Here is a 16,886-nt window from a genome sequence, read left to right as displayed (position 1 = left end):
CTGCTGCACCAGCAGTGGAAGGACCGCAAAATGAACATGACCAATTATCGCGCGCTTGGACGATCTGGACTGATTGTCAGTCCTCTTGCCCTCGGCACCATGACTTTCGGCACTGATCGCTGGGGCGCCGACGAAGCCACTTCGCGCGCCATCTTCGACGCCTATGTCGAGGCGGGCGGAAATTTCGTCGATACGGCCGATATCTATTCCGGTGGCCAGAGCGAAACCATGCTCGGCGGTTTCATCCGCGAGCGCAATCTGCGAGATCGCATCGTTCTGGCCACCAAATTCGGTTTCTCCCGCGAGCAGGGTACACCGCTCGCTGGCGGCAATGGTCGCAAGAATATCCGCACCGCGCTTGAAGGCTCGCTCCAACGTCTCGGCACCGATTATATCGACCTCTACTGGATCCATGTCTGGGATCGCACGACGCCCGCCGAGGAAGTGCTCGCCGCCATCGCGGACGCCATCCGCGCGGGAAAAATCCTGCACTATGGTTTTTCCAATACGCCATCCTGGTATGTCGCAAAGATCGCAACGCTCGCCGAAGCCCATGGCCTGCCGAGGCCTATTGGCCTGCAATACTCTTATTCGTTGATTGATCGCGGCGTTGAACTCGACATCTTGCCTGCAGCCAATGAGTTCGGCCTTGGCCTGGTGCCATGGAGCCCGCTCGGCGCTGGCCTTCTCACCGGCAAATATGGACGCGACAAGATCGCTGAAGCCAATCGCGCGCCCGCAATGCCGGATGGCAGCGCTGACGCGAACGCTGCGGAGGGCCGCCTTAACGGCGACAATCCCTTCGGCGGAATGCTCTTTACCGCGCGCAATTTCGATATCGTCGATGCCGTCCGCGCAATCTCCGAGGAAACAGGAAAAACCATGGCGCAGGTCGCGCTTTCCTGGGTCGCTGGGCGTCCCGGCGTCGCCTCGGTGCTGATCGGCGCCAGCCGCCCGGACCAACTCGTCCAGAATATCGCCTCGCTTGAATTGGCCCTCTCAGAAAACCAGCTCCAGCGCCTCGAAGCTGCCACTGCGATAGCGCTTCCCAGCCCCTATTTCATCTTCCAGCTTCCGCGCCAGGCGTTCTTTGGCGGCCAATCGGTCTCGCCCTGGGCGCCGCGCCGCGCCTAGCCAATACAAACGGCGACGGTTACCCTGTCGCCGTTTCCCGCCCAAAGAATACGGCAATCTCCCGCACCAGCCGTTCGGCCAATTCCGTCTTGCTGCCGCTTCCCCAGTCCAACACCCCATCTCGACCAACCCGGTGGATATGATTGCTATCCGCCCCAAAGACGCCAGCCGAGACATCGTTGGCCAAGATCCAATCCGCCCCCTTGGAGCGCAATTTCGCTTCTGCATTGGCGATGAGATCATTGGTCTCCGCCGCAAAGCCGACCACAAGCTTCGGCCGCTGCGCATGATGCCCGACGGTCGCCAAAATATCGGGATTGCGCACGAGCCGCAGCACCAGCTCTTCGTCCGCCCCGCCCTGCTTCTTCATCTTTTGGGACGCGACTTCGGCCGACCGCCAATCCGCTACTGCCGCCGCAAAGATCGCGCCATCGACCGGCAATCCGTCTTCAACAGCCGCCAGCATTTCCGCCGCCGATTCCACTGAAACCACCTCAGCACCCTTCGGTGAAGCAATGTTCACTGGTCCACTCACCAGCCGCACCCGCGCCCCCGCATGAAGCAGCGCCGCGGCAATCGCATGTCCTTGCTTGCCCGAACTGCGATTGGAAATGAACCGCACCGGATCAATCGGCTCTTCCGTCGGCCCGGAGGTGACAAGAAAACTCAGCCCCTCAAGCACGCGGCTTTGCGGCGCCAGCAGAGCCTCGGCGGCCGCGACGATCGCCAGCGGCTCCGCCATCCGGCCAAGCCCCGCCTCACCGCTCTCGGCCATTTCGCCGCGCTCGGGCCCTACGAACGAAAATCCGTCATCCCGCAATTGGGCGACATTGCGCTGTGTCGCGGGATTGCCCCACATTTTCGGGTTCATTGCCGGCGCCAACAGCACCGGACTACTTCGTGCCGACAGCACGGTGGTTGCGAGATCGTTCGCTAGGCCATGCGCGACACGCGCCAGAATATCAGCCGTGGCCGGGGCGACGACGATCAGGTCAGCGTCCCGCGCGAGCCGAATGTGGCCGACATCGACACCCACTTCGGCATCGAAGAGGTCGGTATGAACCGGCAGCCCGCTCACCGCTGCCAGCGTCGTCGGGGTGATGAACTGATGCGCCGTCGGCGTCATCACACACTGCACCTTCGCCCCACACTCCCGCAATCGCCGCACGAGGTCAGGCGCTTTAAAAGCCGCGATACCGCCAGCGATGACGAGGAGGATCCGTTTTCCGGTGATGCTCATGGCTGCTCCTGCCGCATGCGGGCAATTTCAAAGCCGCGCGATTTCTGATCTTCCCGCAACAACCGCCCCGCTTCGGGATCGATCTCGAACACCCGAACCTCGCTTTTGCCTAGCGAGCGTAGCAAATCTTCAGTCCGCGCCGGATCGGGATGCGCCAGACCCGCCACGCCGCTGCTCGGTCGGATTTCCTTACCCACCGGATAGGCCCAGTCGCTCACCGCGATATAGGCCGCCTGCTCGAAAGCCCGCGCGATCATCGCATGCCGCCAACGCGCCCGGGCCAGGTCCGGCGTGCTTTTCCGGCTCACTGAAAAGGCAGGCACGAAGATGATCTCCGGCTGCGCTGGCAGCCCGCGATAAGCGTCGACATGCCAGAAATCGGCACATACCAGGACGAAGCATTCGACCTCGCCAATCTTAAAGCTCGCCCCCGCCCTATCGCTGCCCGTCGAGAATTCCCGCTCGAGCCCATAGGGATTGGCTTTTTGATACAGCGTCACGACTTCACCCCGTGCATCGACCACCGCACCCTGGTTGATCATCCACCCGCCAGCTTCGGTAAAGTGACTACCCCCTATCACATGGCAGCCGAACTCCTGCGCCATCGCCGCGCACCGCGCCAGATAGTCTGCCGTCGCGCTATTTTCCCCGATCAGCTCGGGCAACACGATCACATCGTCCGACTGCCCACGAAACCGGCGCTTGCGCAGCAGCATCGTCACATAGTCGAAGTCGGAAGCATCCCGTGCCCGGACGCTCGGCTGGGTCAGAACCACACGCATAAATCGTTCCTCGCCCAAAGGTGATGCGCCTGCCTAACGCAGGGCGACGCTCGAAGGCAAGGAAGGGTTGCTCCATCCACCCGATCGGGCGAGACTACAGCAATGACTGATTTTCTTTCTCCCGGCCGAGCGGCTTTGACCTTTTCCGCCGTCGCGCTGGCCGTCATCGCTATGCCAACCGCCGCCCAAGCGGACGACGTCTGCAAGGAGGTGGACTATAACCACGCCGGCTATGTCGTTTGCGATTTCGCTCATCCCGCCGACCTCGGCCTTCATTGGACGGGCGCCGACGGTCAACCCTACCGCACTTTCTCCGCCCTCGCCGATGCCGAAGACGCCGAAGGCCGCGAACTCGTCTTCGCCCTCAATGCGGGCATGTATGACACCGACTATCGCCCCATGGGCCTTTACGCCGAAAGCGGGAAGGAAAAGACAAGGCTCAACACCAAGAGCGTCGGCAGCGAAAGCGGGCCTGTGCCCAATTTCTACAAATCGCCCAACGGCGTCTTTTATGTCGGTCCCGAAGGCCAAGCCGCCGTCGTCACGACTGACGCATTTTCGAGCGCCGCGCCCCAAACCCGCATCGCCACCCAGTCCGGCCCACTGCTGGTCATGGATGGCGAACTAAACCCCATCCTCATTCCCGGCTCAACAGATCGTAACCGCCGCAGCGCCGTTGGCGTCTGCGACAACGGCATGGTGCGCCTCGCCATCAGCGACACCCGCGTCAACTTCTACGATCTTGCCCAGCTCTTTCGCGAGCATCTCGCTTGCCCAGACGTGCTTTATCTCGATGGCGGTCGCGGCACGGGCATTTACCTGCCCGAGATGAACCGTAACGACATTTCTTGGCACGGCGGCTTCGGCCCGATGTTCAGCTATTCGGTGCCGAAGCCCTAAGCCTTAATGGCTGGGGCGCTGCCCCCAGCGCGCCTGTAGCGAGCGGCCGAACCCGCCCATAACGGGGGCGAAGAACAGGACGATGGTCTTGAAATAGTGGATCAACAGGAACAGTGCCGTCAGCACGATGGCGCCGACGATGATCACGAGTTCCAGCGATAGCCCGATCGACTTGAGCCACGCCGTCAGCAGCATGCCCGGCAGGATATGCGCCGCCGCCCAGGCAAAGGCCGAGGTGATATTGATAATGGAAAACCAGCGATAGGGCATGCCCATCATCCCGGCGATCCCCGGCACCACGGCTTTCACCCCGGGAATGAACCGCCCGATGAACACCGACTTGCCGCCATGCTTGGCAAAGAAGGCCTCGCCGCGTTCGAGCAGGTCAAGATAGTTCCGGAACGGCCAGATGGTCTTGATCCGGTCCTTGAGCGCAAAGCCGACCGTATAGGAGATCGCGTCCCCGATCACGGCGCCCAGCACAGCGGCAAAATAGATTTCCCAGAATGGCAATTTGCCCGTCGCAATAATCCCGCCGACCAGCAGCAGAACCGGCGTCGAGGGTACGAACAGCCCGAGGATGAACACCGCCTCGCCGATAGCCACAAAGAAAATGAACGCGATCGAGAGCCAGAAATTGTCCGAGACTGAATTAAGCAGCGACTCGAGCCACACCGAGGTGGAATGGAGAAATTCGATCATAAGGTGTTTGTGGCCGTAAGAGTGAGAGAACGGGGAAGGCAGGTCGCGCCAGTTTTTAGCCGGCCTTGGAATTCGCTAGCGGCAGGACGCCTCACTCGATCACCCCATTCACTCTGCAACCATCTTGGCTGCAGAACATAACTCAAGACTACTCTGACCATAGCTCAAATAGCCAGCGGACAAGTAAATCCCGGCGATGACAAACGGGCGACTGTCGCGAAGCTGCATCAGGTCCTCGCGATCTCGGGAACAATCCCGCCCCCCTCCCATTCCCTCTTGGTCTCAATCCATGGCGAACCCAACGCCTTCTGACCGGGGAGCGCGAGAGCCGCATGTCCAGCAAAACCCATATCGCGCCTTATAAAGGCCCCGCCGGCGGCTGGGGCTCCGCCAAGTCCGTCGCCAAATATCTGGCGAGCGAAAACCTGCTGCTCGATGGCCCCGGCATTCTTCTCAAACAAAACAAGCCCGATGGTTTTGCCTGCGTCAGTTGCGCCTGGGCCAAGCCCCACCCCACCCATCCCGCCGAATTCTGCGAAAACGGCGCCAAGGCCACCGCCTGGGAGCTGACCAAGAAGCGTGTCACGCCCAAATTCTTCGCCGAACACACGATCAGCGAATTGCGGACCTGGTCCGACTATGCGCTTGAAGAAGTGGGCCGCCTAACGACACCGCTGCGCTACGACGCCAAGACCGACAAGTTTGTCGCTGTCGATTGGACCGAAGCCTTCGCCACTATTGGTCGCGAACTCTCGGCCATTGCCGAGGTCGATCCCAAGCGCACTGTCTTTTACGCCTCGGGCCGCGCCTCGCTCGAAACCAGTTACATGTACGCTCTGCTTGCCCGGCTCTATGGCAACAACAACCTGCCCGACAGCTCAAACATGTGCCACGAGTCGACCTCGGTCGGCCTCAAGGCCAGCATCGGCGTACCCGTCGGCACTGTGGTCATCGAAGATTTCGATAAGGCCGATGCGCTGTTCTTCTTCGGCCAGAATGTCGGCTCCAACAGCCCGCGCATGCTGCATCAATTGAAATCGGCCGTCGATCGCGGCGCCACTATTGTCGCCCTCAATCCCCTGCGCGAGCGCGGTCTCGAACGCTTCACAGACCCGCAAAACCCAGTGCAGATGGCAACGCTGAGCGAAACCCAGATCGCCCGCGAATATTTTCAGGTGCGCCCTGGAGGCGACATCGCCGTCGTCGCTGGCATGAGCCGCTGGCTGATCGAACGCGATGCGGCCGCAACGTCCGCCGGCAAGCCGGCTATCCTCGACCACGCTTTCATCGCCGAACACACCTCCGGCTTCGGCGCATTCTCCGAATGGGTCATGAGCCTCACCTGGTCGGATATCGAGCGCGAATCCGGTCTGACGCAAAGGCAGATCGAAACCGCAGCCCGCATCTATGCCGAAGCCCCCGCCACCATGCTCGTCTACGGCATGGGCATCACCCAGCATAAGCTCGGCGTCCAAGCGGTACAGATGCTGGTCAATCTCGCGCTGCTGCGGGGCAATATCGGTAAGCCGGGCGCCGGTCTCTGCCCCGTCCGCGGCCATTCCAACGTACAGGGGCAGCGTACCGTCGGCATTTCCGAAAAGCCCGAGCTCGTTCCCATCGATCGCCTTGAAGAGCAATATGGCTTCACCGCCCCGCGCGAAAAGGGCCTCTCCACGATCGATACCTGCGAGGGGATAATCGACGGCACCGTCGACGCTTTCATCGGGCTCGGCGGCAATTTCCTCCGCGCCGTGCCCGATCACGGTCAGATGGAAAAGGCCTGGACCAATATGCGCCTGACCGTGCAAGTCGCGACCAAGCTCAATCGTGGTCATCTATTCAATGGCAAGACAGGTTTCCTGCTTCCTTGCCTTGGTCGCATCGAAAAAGACCGCCAGGCGACAGGCGAGCAGATCGTCACTGTCGAAGACTCCACCTCCGTCATTCACCGCTCAAAAGCGCTGTCCGAGCCCGCCAGCCCCGACCTTCTCTCCGAAGCAAAAATTGTCGCCGAGATCGCCAAGGCCACCCTCCCCTATAATCCGAACGTCCCTTGGAACAGTTGGGTCGGCGATTACAGCAAGGTACGCGACGCCATCGAGGCGACCTATCCCGATCAATTCAAGGATTTCAATCGCCGCATTATGGAGCCCCAAGGCTTCCGCCGCCCCATCGCCGCCAGCCACCGCGAGTGGAAAACGGAAAGCGGCAAGGCCAACTTCGTCGTCCCAAAAGCCCTTCACGCCAGCTTCGATGATGGCTCCGACAAAGATGTCCTGCGGCTCATCACCCTTCGCAGCAACGACCAGTTCAACACCACCGTCTATGGCTATGATGATCGCTTCCGCGGCATCCACGGCACCCGCGAAGTTCTCCTGATCAACAAAGCAGACATGGAGCGTTTTGGGATCAGCGAAGGCCAGATGGTCGGCCTCAAGACCGTGGCGGATGATGGCATCGAGCGCAGCCTCGGCGGCCTCCGCGCCACCGCCTACAATATCCCGCCTGGCAGCGTCGGCGGCTATTATCCCGAATGCAATGTGCTGATCCCTGTCTATCAGCACGCCGAGGAGAGCAAGGTGCCTGCCGCTAAATCCGTGCCGGTCAGGCTGGTGCCATGAGCTTTGTCACCCACTCCGCCTATGCCCCCCAAAGTTGGGGCCGCGGCCGCACCGAGCGCAATCTTGCTGAGGAAGTTGCCATCGCCATCGTCGTCAATGGCAGCACGCTCGCCGTCATGATGGCGACACCCGCCGATCTTGAAGCCTTCGGTATTGGCTTTGCGCTCACCGAAGGCATTATCGAAACCGCCACTGAAATCGAACGCATCGAAGTGCTCGACCACGATCTCGGCATCGAAGTACGTCTCTGGATCGGCGCTGACAAAGCCAACGCCCTCGCCAAGCGCCGCCGCCAGCAAGCCGGCCCCACCGGCTGCGGCCTCTGCGGCATCGAAAGCCTTGAAGCGGCCATGCGCGACATCGCCCCGGTCACGGCGCGCATCGATTTCTCGACCGAAGAGATCACTGCCGCCGCGGCCAGCCTCCGCCCGGCCCAGAGCCTCAACGCCGCAACCCACGCCGTCCACGCCGCCGCCCTCTGGCACCGCGATTGTGGCCTCCTCGCCATCTGCGAAGACGTCGGGCGCCATAATGCGCTCGACAAACTCGCCGGCCGCGCCGCCCAGATGAATCTGCCGACGTCGGAATGCGCCGTTCTGCTGACGAGCCGCGTCTCGATCGAACTGATCCAGAAGACAGCCCGCATCGGCGCACCGACACTGATCGCTATCTCGGCCCCCACCCGCCTCGCCGTAGACGCCGCGCAGAAAGCCGGCATCACCTTGATCGGCGTCGCCCGAGAGGATGGTTTTGAAATCTACGGTACTTAAAAGCAAAGGGTGGCACGGCTGAACCGTACCACCCTTTGCCGGGCTCTCCCGAAGGAGGACAAAGAAAGAGCCCAACCGCAACGGTCAAACTTTTAGTGCCGCACCATCTCCGCCCCCGGCGCTGCCTTTGCGCCGGTCATGAAGGCTACCGCATCGGACATGGTGTAATCCTTGGGATCGATCAGGCACAGCCGGCGCCCCAGCCGATGGACGTGGATACGATCGGCCACCTCGAACACATGCGGCATGTTGTGCGAGATCAAAATAATCGGAATGCCCCGCGCCCGCACATCCTGGATCAGGTCCAGCACGCGCCGAGATTCCTTCACCCCCAAGGCCGCTGTCGGCTCATCCAGGATAATCACCTTGGACCCAAAGGCCGCCGCCCGCGCTACCGCCACACCCTGCCGCTGACCACCCGAGAGCGTCTCCACCGCCTGGTTGATATTCTGGATCGTCATCAGGCCAAGGTCAGACAGCTTCTGCCGCGCGACCCGCTCCATTTCCGGCCGATCAAGCTGTCGCAAGACGCTACCCATGAAGCCGGGCTTCCGCAGCTCGCGCCCCATGAACATGTTGTCGGCAATCGAGAGCGCTGGCGACATGGCAAGTGTCTGGTAAACCGTCTCCACCCCCGCATGCCGCGCCGCGATCGGCGAGGGAAAAGCGACCTTCTTGCTCTCAAGGAAAATGTCGCCGCTATCGGCCTGAATAGCGCCAGACAGCGCCTTGATCAGCGACGACTTGCCCGCGCCATTGTCCCCGATCACCGCCAGGATTTCCCCCGGCATCAGATCGAAATCGCAATTGTCGAGCGCCGTCACCTTGCCATAGCGCTTGTTGAGGCCGCGCGCATAAAGAACCGGTTCCATCACGCAGACACCTTTCTGATCCACTGATCCACCGCCACGGCGGCAATGATGAGAACGCCGATGAGGAGATAGGTCCACTGCGCATCGGCCCCGAGCAGCCGCAGCCCCAGCGAGAACACGCCCACGATCAGCGCGCCGAACAGCATGCCAAGGATCGACCCCCGCCCACCAAAGAGCGAAATACCCCCGATCACCACGGCCGTAATGGACTCGATATTGGCGGTCTGTCCCGACGTGGGCGACACCGAACCAATGCGCCCAATAAGAACCCAGCCTGCAAAGGCGCAGATCAGCCCCGACAACATATAGACCGAAATCAAAACGGCTCGCGTATTGACGCCGGCAAGCTTGGCCGCCTCGGCATCGTCACCCACCGCATAGACATGCCGCCCCCAAGCCGTGTGCCTCAGCACATAGGCAAGCACCAGCACGATGGCGATGAAGGCGATGACGCCATAAGTGAACACCGCCCCTGCCACGGAGAACGACTGCCCGAAAAATTGCAGGATCGGCGCCTGGGTTTCGATTTCCTGCGCCCGGATCGTCTCATTGCCGGAATACAAAAAGTTCGTGGCAAGCGCGATCTGCCAAACGCCGAGCGTCACTATAAACGGCGGCAGCTTGACCCGCGCGATCAGCCAACCATTGATGAAGCCGATAAAGGTGCCAAGCACCAATCCGCAGCCAATCGCCACCACAGGCGGCATGCCGAGCCGGAAGGTGAACTGCCCCATCACGACGGAGCTCAAAACCATGATAGCGCCGACCGACAGATCGATGCCCGCCGTCAGGATCACCAGCGACTGCGCCGCCCCAACAATGCCGACAATTGCCACCTGCTGCAGGATCAGCGTCAGAGCAAAGGACGAGAAGAACTTGCCGCCCAGAAGCGCGCCGAAGACAATAATAGAGAGAACGAGCACGATGAGCGGGACGAGCGCGGGATTGCTGTGCAGCGCATGCTGCAGCCGCGAGAGCAACGTCACCGGCTGGTCAAAGCTTGCCACCGTCTCGGTGCGGCGCGCGAGGCCGGCATCGGCCTCGGTATGATTGGTCATTGGGTCCTCCTCCCTGTCCAATAAAGTCGGGGCAGCCTTGCGCCGCCCCGGCTTTCTATTCTGTCATTGAACCATCAGCCCCAGCACAGCTTGGCGCCTTCGGTCGTGTCGATGCTGTCGACGCCGGCCACCGGCTGGTCGGTCACGAGCTTGACGCCGGTATCGAAGAAATCCTTGCCTTCGGTCGGGGTCGGCTTGGTGCCGCTATCCGCCCAGGCCTTGATCGCCTCGACGCCGAGCGCTGCCATCTGCAGCGGATATTGCTGCGAGGTTGCGCCGATGACGCCATCCTTGACGTTGGCGACGCCTGGGCAGCCGCCATCGACTGAGACGATGGTCACGTCCTTTTCGCGCCCGATCGACTTCAACGCTTCATAGGCGCCAGCGGCAGAAGGCTCGTTGATCGTATAGACGACATTGATCATCGGATCCTTGGCGAGGAGATTCTCCATTGCCTTGCGGCCGCCTTCCTCATTGCCCGAAGTCACGTCATGGCCGATGATGCGCGGATCGCTTTCGTCGCCCCACTTGTTCGCGTCTCCGACATCGATGCCGAAGCCGGTCAGGAACCCCTGGTCGCGGAGCACGTCGACGCTGGGCTGGCTCACGGCGAGGTCGAGCATGGCGATCTTGGCATTGGCGGTTTCCGCGCCAAGCTTGCCTGCCGCCCATTTCCCGATCAGTTCACCGGCGAGGAAATTGTCTGTCGCAAAGGTCGCGTCGGCCGAGTCGATCGGATTGAGCGGGGTATCGAGTGCGATCACCAAAAGCCCCGCATCGCGGGCTTTCTGCACGGACTGCACGATGGCCGAGGTGTCCGAGGCGGCGATGAGAATACCCTTGGCGCCATCGGCGATGCAGGTTTCGATGGCGGCAACCTGGGTTTCGTGGTCGCCGTCGACCTTGCCGGCAAAGGCTTTCAGCGTCACGCCCAGTTCCTGGGCCTTGGCTTCGGCGCCTTCCTTCATCTTGACGAAGAACGGATTGGTGTCAGTCTTGGTGATCAGGCACGCGCTCACCGCGTCCTGTGCCATGGCAGCCGAAGACATCACGGCAAGGCTCAGCGCCGTGCCAATAAGCAGCTTCTTCACTTGTCTCTCTCCCTGGTAACCAGCCTTGCCCAAGCGGCTCCTCCACTGGCTGAAGGCTGGTTTCATGCGTTTTGACCCCTCCATCGTGGCGCGTCCAAATCGGCGCGTCAATATATAAATCTCATTTATTTATTTATTCGAGTGATGCTATCTTCCGCTGGGCAAAACCTCCAACTATGGTGCCGGCCATGACGACGGCAAACATCAGAAGCGTAAGTAGCGGGGTCAATCAAAGCGGTGTTCGGGACCATAACGAACGGCTGCTGCTGACCCTATTGCAACGCCACGGTGCGCTTGCCGGCAGCGATCTCGCACGCCTTGCAAACCTTTCGCCCCAAACGGTTTCCATCATTCTGCGCGAAATGGAATCCGAGGGGTTGCTGGCCCGCGGCGCGCCGGTCAAGGGCAAGGTCGGCAAGCCGTCCGTGCCCATGTCGCTCGCCGAAGGCGGCGTGCTCTCATTGGGTTGCAAGGTCGGCCGCCGCAGCGCCGTTTTGCTCCTCGCCGACTTCCGCGGCACCGTGCGCAAGCAGCTGCAGATTACTTATCCCTACCCCCTCCCCGAGCGCATCTTCGCCTTTCTCCGCACTGGCCTTGCCGAAATCCTCGCCTCCTGTTCGGCCAATGAGCGCAAACGCATCTGCGGCATTGGCATCGGTGTGCCGTTTGAGCTTTGGAAGTGGAACGAGCTGGTCGGCGCTCCGGCCGAAGAATTCGCCCTCTGGAAAGATGTCGATTTCGCCGCCGAATTGGCGGAAGTCACCGACCTGCCGGTTAGCCTCGTCAACGACGCCACTGCCGGTTGCCAGGCAGAACACGTCTATGGCCGCGGCAAGGAATTTCGCGACTACGCCTATTTCTTCGTCGGCGCCTTCATCGGTGGCGGCATCGTCCTCAACAACACCGTCTATCAGGGCCACCACGGCAATGCCGGCGCCCTCGGCTCGCTGCGCAGCTTTGGTCCGCAAGGCGAAAGCCAGCAATTGATCGACGTTGCTTCGATCCACCTCCTCGAAACGCGCCTCATCGAAAATGGCCATGATGCCGCCGGCCTCTGGACCCTCCCGCAAGATTGGAGCGGCTTTTCCCGCTTCGTCGAACCCTGGATCGGCCGCACCGCCCAGGAACTCGCCCGCGCCAGCCTCTCGGTCTGCGCTGTCATCGACTTCGAAGCCATCCTGATCGACGGCGCCTTCCCCGATCCGGTCAAGCACGAACTCGTCGAACGTACCCGCCGCTACCTTCTCAATCAGGATATGCGTGGTCTCATTACCCCTCGCATCGAGGCCGGCACCGTCGGTTTCAATGCTCGCGCCATCGGCGCTGCCACGACCCCGCTCTTTGATCGCTACTTCATGAACGGTAGTATCCGCGTGCAATAAAGGGTGCGTCGCCCTTGCTCCCGCCTCAAACCCATCGCACTCTGGGCGCACGAAAATCAGCCCGAGCCGCCTCTTGTCCCTCCCCCCTGCAAACCGCATCCGCTTGCCCTTTATCACCCAACGTCCAAGTGACGGCGGCTGTGGTCTCTATGTTCTCCAGATGCTGACGGGTAAGCCTTTCGATGATCTCGCCGCCATGGTGGAATGGCGTGATAAGGGCTCTCTTCACATGGCCTGGGCCGAAATGACTAAGGTACTCGCCGATCTCGGTTTGCCGCATGACGGTCCACACGCCGTAAACACCTGGGACGACGTAGAAGGCCTCGCCATCGTCCACGTCGCCGACGATCACTTCATGCTCTACGACGCCGATAATCAGGTCTTTTACGATCCGTGGGAATGGACAGGTCCCTCAACCCAATCCACGCGCCTGCCCTTCAGCTATGTGCGCGTCACGCCGCCAACCAAGTAAAAGAATCCGATTGCCTGATCCATATCGCCCGTTACGATAGGAACAGCCGCGGAGGAGCGGTTGCTGCCGGCCCTGCCCTGGGCCCGGCGAACACGGGCAGATCAATGCAAAAGACTTGGACCGCCGATAACGGCGACGGCACGTTCACCAATCCGCTGTTCTACGAAGAATTCTCCGATCCCGACATTATCCGGGTGGGCGAGGATTTCTATATGACCGGCACCACCATGCACACTATGCCTGGTCTGCCGGTGCTCCACTCGACCGATCTCGTCAATTGGACGCTACTCGGCTACGCGCTGGAGACGCTGGACCTCGGCCCCGAATTCCGGCTCGACGGCGGCGAAATCTATGGCCAGGGCATCTGGGCGCCCTGCATCCGCTATCGCGACGGCACCTTTTATATCTTCTCCAACGTCAACAAGCAGAAGACACAGATCTTTACCGCCACCGATCCGCGCGGTCCCTGGACCCATACGGAGGCGGAGTACAATTACCACGATCTCGCGGTGTTCTTCGATGACGATGGCCGCGCCTATGTCGTCTGGGGCTATCGCAATCTGAAAATCGCCGAACTCGACGAGACGCTTCATCGCATCATCCCTGGCACCGAGCGCGACCTGACACCGCCCGATAGCTTGATGGGCGAAGGCGCACATTTCTATAAGGTCGACGGCAAATACATCATCACCAGCGCCTGGTTCGCCGGCCCCATGCGCATGCCTTGCGCCCGCGCCGATCACATCGACGGGCCCTGGGAGATCAACCCAGCCATTTCGATCGACGAAGATTTCGGGCTCATGGAAGGCTATAAAATCAAGGGCGCTGGCATTCCCTTTACGCTTGAGCCGCCCTTCGAAATCGTGCCGCCCAACCCGGCTCAGAATGGCCGCCTCAACCTGCACCAGGGCGGCATCGTCGATACCCCTGGCGGCGAATGGTGGGCCTGGTCGATGATGGACTATAATTCCCTCGGCCGCCTCACAGCACTATCCCCAATCACCTGGCACGAAGGCTGGCCCTATTTCGGCCTGCCGGGCAATCTCGGCCGCACCCCACGCACCTGGGCCAAGCCCAACGTCGCCAAAGCATCACCGCCATCCGTGCCCTGGCCGCAGCGCAGCGACGATTTCCTTGCGGAAACTCTCAACCCGCTTTGGCAGTGGAACCACGTTCCCGTCTCCGAGAACTGGTCGCTGACCGAGCGGCCGGGACATCTGCGCCTCAAGACCCTCCCCGCCCAAAACTTCTGGTGGGCCAAGAATTCTTTGACCCAACGCGCCGTCGGGCCGATTTCGACCGCCACCACGAGCCTTGATGGCACACATCTCAAACCCGGCGACGTCGCCGGCCTCGCTCTCCTTGGCATGCCCTGGCGCTGGATCGGCTTAGCCCGCACCCAAACCGGCTATGAAATCCGCCTCTTCGACTATCAGACCGAGAAGACCCTGACCGCGCCAGCCACCGGTTCCATAGTTCATCTCCGCGTCGCCTGTGATTTCCTGACCGAAGAGGCCCAATTCAGCTTCTCCTCAGACGGCCAAAAGTTCGAAAATCTGGGCGAGCGGATGATCATGATCTTCCAGCTCAAAACCTTCCAGGGCATCCGCTACGCCCTCTTCGCCTATAACGAACTGGGCCAATCAGGCGGCCATGCCGATTTCGACCGCATCGACATCGACGAACCGCACCCGCGCGGACTGATGCAGCCAATCCCCGCCGGTCAGCGCGGCGCGCTCGTCTTGGCCAATGCACCCACCAGCGGCTTTACCGCTGAACTTGGCACTGTCGTTGGCGGCCCACCCATGGACCTGCGCGTTGAAGCGGCCGAACTCGGCCGGGTCATTCTCCATCATGAGGACGGTCCGCTCTCCGTCACGGCGGGCGGTGTGGTCACCGTGGGCGGTGTCACTGGCTCCGCCACCCATTGGCAGTGGATGGAAACCCCGACTGGCGAAGTTATCCTCATGTCCCTCGCCACCAACCGCTTCCTCCGCATCCATCCCGATGGCCGCGTCCGCGCCGACAGTCCTGGCCCGACCCCGGACGGAAGAGATGGCACGCGCTTTAGGTTCGTCACCGCCTGAAACATAGCCACCAGCTTACTCCTCCCCCTCCAGGGGGAGGCAGATTGGGACCGTTGGTGCCGGCAATTAAAGTAAACAACCTCCGATACTTGCCTAAAATGCAATCCTTTCTTCGGCGCCTCTCTTCATGGACGCGGACTATTGTTGCCCCATTACCAGGAGGTAACAATGAACCAGCGCATCACGGATGGTGCCGACTACCTAGAGCATTTCGGCGAGATCGAGTCTCTCTCTCCCTCTGAAGCGCGCAAGGGCATTTCTCCCCTCCCGACCATCAAATTCACGGACGGCAAGATCGTCCATAACGTGATGGTGGATTCGGCGCTTGCCCCATTCCTGCAGCCCGGCCGCACCGGGCGTTACCTGCTTAGCCGCCTTGGTCGCAGCATGGTCGTCGTTGGCGCTCATATCGAGGGCGAAGGCTATCGCGTGGCGGATCAGGACATGTGGCACGCTCGCAAGAGTCGCCAGTTGATCTTCACTTTGATTTTCCTCCTTGCAGCCTTGCTGCTCGGCGGCATTGCCTATTTCGACGACCCGACTTTTGGCATCATGACGTTGATCGCTATCGCATTGACAATCATGAGCTATTTGCCGTATCGGGCCAGCGCTCGCGTGGCCGCGCTCATCGATGGTCTCAACCGCAACGGCAATGCGCCCGTCCGCGAGGATGGTCCGATGTCCCGGTCTGCTCGCCAGGCCGAAATGCTGTACGCCAGCGCCAATAGCTGAGCGCATCGCGTTATTGCGGCTGGGCGAAGCGGTCTGTGTGTGGTGGTATGGATCCCCGTCGAGAGGACCCATGCCGTGACCCAACATTTTTCCTTTATCTCGGGCGCCCTGGATCGCGCCGCTCATCTGCGCGGCTCGGACGATATCAAGCAAGACGCGAGTGCGCGCACGCTGGTCCTGTGGCGCGGAAAACTGCTGACGGGCCAAGATGATAGGCCGGTTCTGTCGATGCTCGACCATCCGGCTCTGAGCGACGCGCGCGAACCAAGCATCTTTCTTGGGCTCACCGAAGATGGACCGCGCTTCGCGACCGACCTTGCGCTCTGGGTACCGCTCGAAGATGCTGCGACGATTGGCGAATTTGTCGATCAGAGCCAGCAGGTGCATCCGGCCTGGCCTGATGCGCGGTTTGCCGAGATTCGGGGCTTGATGCCCAATCTATCCCCGCTCGACGGAGAAATGATCGTCACCGGCCGTGCGCTGATCGGATGGCATGGTTCGCACCGTTTCTGCGCCAATTGCGCCACTCAATCCGTGGTCGAAAGTGCTGGCTGGGTTCGAAAATGTCCCCAGTGTGGGACGCAGCATTTTCCGAGGACCGACCCTGTGGTGATCATGGCCATCACGCGGGGCAATAAAATTCTCCTCGGTCGTGGCCCGAGTTGGCCCGAAGGCATGTATTCGCTTCTCGCGGGCTTTGTCGAACCGGGCGAAACGATAGAAAGTGCAGTCCGCAGAGAGGTTTACGAGGAGAGCCGGATCACGGTCGGACCCGTCCGCTACGTCGCTTCGCAGCCTTGGCCGTTCCCGATGTCGCTGATGTTTGGGTGCTATGGGGAGGCGACGAGCGAGGAAATTACCATCGACCCGCTCGAACTTGCCGATGCGCGCTGGGTCAGCAAGGCAGACGTCATGCAAATCCTTGATGGGAAACATGAATCTATTTCGCGGCCGCGCAATGGCGCCATTGCGGGTGCGCTTATCGAGGCCTGGGCCAATGATCGGCTGCTTGATCCGGTCTATTGGGGCAATTGATCTTTGCG

General features: G+C 61.1%; 15 protein-coding genes. 9 read left to right on the top strand and 6 right to left on the bottom strand.

Annotated features, from left to right (window positions below; all coding sequences use genetic code 11):
* Positions 1 to 30: 30 nt before the first annotated feature.
* Complete coding sequence (locus tag DevBK_RS16935; protein WP_317186285.1) at positions 31 to 1,134, top strand: aldo/keto reductase; 1,104 nt, start codon at positions 31 to 33, stop codon at positions 1,132 to 1,134.
* Positions 1,135 to 1,153: 19 nt separating this feature from the next.
* On the opposite strand, the gene coaBC is transcribed toward DevBK_RS16935, so the two are convergent.
* Positions 1,154 to 2,374, bottom strand: coding sequence for a bifunctional phosphopantothenoylcysteine decarboxylase/phosphopantothenate--cysteine ligase CoaBC (gene coaBC, locus DevBK_RS16930; protein ID WP_317186284.1), 1,221 nt, complete (start codon positions 2,372 to 2,374; stop codon positions 1,154 to 1,156).
* Positions 2,371 to 3,156 (bottom strand): nitrilase-related carbon-nitrogen hydrolase, encoded by a 786-nt coding sequence (locus DevBK_RS16925; protein ID WP_317186283.1) that lies wholly within the window; start codon positions 3,154 to 3,156, stop codon positions 2,371 to 2,373. Before DevBK_RS16925 ends, coaBC begins: the two co-directional genes overlap by 4 nt.
* A 102-nt stretch (positions 3,157 to 3,258) precedes the next feature.
* Here DevBK_RS16925 and DevBK_RS16920 point away from each other — a divergent pair, with 102 nt between their 5' ends.
* Positions 3,259 to 4,056: a phosphodiester glycosidase family protein gene (locus tag DevBK_RS16920; RefSeq protein WP_317186282.1), complete on the top strand. Its 798-nt coding sequence runs from the start codon at positions 3,259 to 3,261 to the stop codon at positions 4,054 to 4,056.
* A gap of 3 nt (positions 4,057 to 4,059) precedes the next feature.
* Here the strand turns inward: DevBK_RS16920 and DevBK_RS16915 are convergent, their stop codons facing one another.
* Entirely contained in the window at positions 4,060 to 4,758 is a 699-nt protein-coding gene (locus DevBK_RS16915) for a DedA family protein (protein ID WP_061909329.1), read from the bottom strand.
* Positions 4,759 to 5,090: 332 nt separating this feature from the next.
* Between DevBK_RS16915 and DevBK_RS16910 the strand changes: the two genes are divergently transcribed.
* Together DevBK_RS16910 and fdhD are read left to right on the top strand one after the other, a co-directional pair.
* On the top strand, positions 5,091 to 7,379 hold the full coding sequence (locus tag DevBK_RS16910) for an FdhF/YdeP family oxidoreductase (RefSeq protein ID WP_317186281.1): 2,289 nt from the start codon (positions 5,091 to 5,093) through the stop codon (positions 7,377 to 7,379).
* Entirely contained in the window at positions 7,376 to 8,149 is a 774-nt protein-coding gene (gene fdhD / locus DevBK_RS16905) for a formate dehydrogenase accessory sulfurtransferase FdhD (RefSeq protein WP_061909333.1), read from the top strand. Before DevBK_RS16910 ends, fdhD begins: the two co-directional genes overlap by 4 nt.
* A 92-nt stretch (positions 8,150 to 8,241) precedes the next feature.
* On the opposite strand, the gene DevBK_RS16900 is transcribed toward fdhD, so the two are convergent.
* The 3 genes from DevBK_RS16900 to DevBK_RS16890 all read right to left on the bottom strand — a co-directional run bounded on the left by DevBK_RS16900 (position 8,242) and on the right by DevBK_RS16890 (position 11,170).
* Complete coding sequence (locus tag DevBK_RS16900; protein ID WP_317186280.1) at positions 8,242 to 9,021, bottom strand: ATP-binding cassette domain-containing protein; 780 nt, start codon at positions 9,019 to 9,021, stop codon at positions 8,242 to 8,244.
* Complete coding sequence (locus DevBK_RS16895) at positions 9,021 to 10,079, bottom strand: ABC transporter permease (protein WP_061909337.1); 1,059 nt, start codon at positions 10,077 to 10,079, stop codon at positions 9,021 to 9,023. Before DevBK_RS16895 ends, DevBK_RS16900 begins: the two co-directional genes overlap by 1 nt.
* 74 nt (positions 10,080 to 10,153) lie before the next feature.
* Positions 10,154 to 11,170: a sugar ABC transporter substrate-binding protein gene (locus tag DevBK_RS16890; RefSeq protein WP_410494090.1), complete on the bottom strand. Its 1,017-nt coding sequence runs from the start codon at positions 11,168 to 11,170 to the stop codon at positions 10,154 to 10,156.
* 188 nt (positions 11,171 to 11,358) lie between these two features.
* Here DevBK_RS16890 and DevBK_RS16885 point away from each other — a divergent pair, with 188 nt between their 5' ends.
* The 5 genes from DevBK_RS16885 to nudC all read left to right on the top strand — a co-directional run bounded on the left by DevBK_RS16885 (position 11,359) and on the right by nudC (position 16,878).
* A complete protein-coding gene (locus tag DevBK_RS16885) occupies positions 11,359 to 12,552 on the top strand; it encodes an ROK family transcriptional regulator (protein WP_317186279.1) in 1,194 nt (397 codons plus the stop codon).
* Positions 12,553 to 12,625: 73 nt separating this feature from the next.
* Positions 12,626 to 13,024, top strand: a complete 399-nt coding sequence (locus DevBK_RS16880; RefSeq protein ID WP_317186278.1) for a hypothetical protein — start codon at positions 12,626 to 12,628, stop codon at positions 13,022 to 13,024.
* Positions 13,025 to 13,128: 104 nt separating this feature from the next.
* Positions 13,129 to 15,111 (top strand): glycoside hydrolase 43 family protein, encoded by a 1,983-nt coding sequence (locus DevBK_RS16875; protein ID WP_317186277.1) that lies wholly within the window; start codon positions 13,129 to 13,131, stop codon positions 15,109 to 15,111.
* 168 nt (positions 15,112 to 15,279) lie between these two features.
* A complete protein-coding gene (locus DevBK_RS16870; protein ID WP_062629963.1) occupies positions 15,280 to 15,843 on the top strand; it encodes a hypothetical protein in 564 nt (187 codons plus the stop codon).
* A 75-nt stretch (positions 15,844 to 15,918) separates the two neighbouring features.
* Positions 15,919 to 16,878: an NAD(+) diphosphatase gene (nudC, locus tag DevBK_RS16865; protein WP_317186276.1), complete on the top strand. Its 960-nt coding sequence runs from the start codon at positions 15,919 to 15,921 to the stop codon at positions 16,876 to 16,878.
* Positions 16,879 to 16,886: the final 8 nt, after the last annotated feature.

Origin of the sequence: Devosia sp. BK (assembly GCF_032907385.1) — a bacterium.
GTDB lineage: Bacteria > Pseudomonadota > Alphaproteobacteria > Rhizobiales > Devosiaceae > Devosia.
This window is presented reverse-complemented; position numbering and strand designations above follow the sequence as displayed.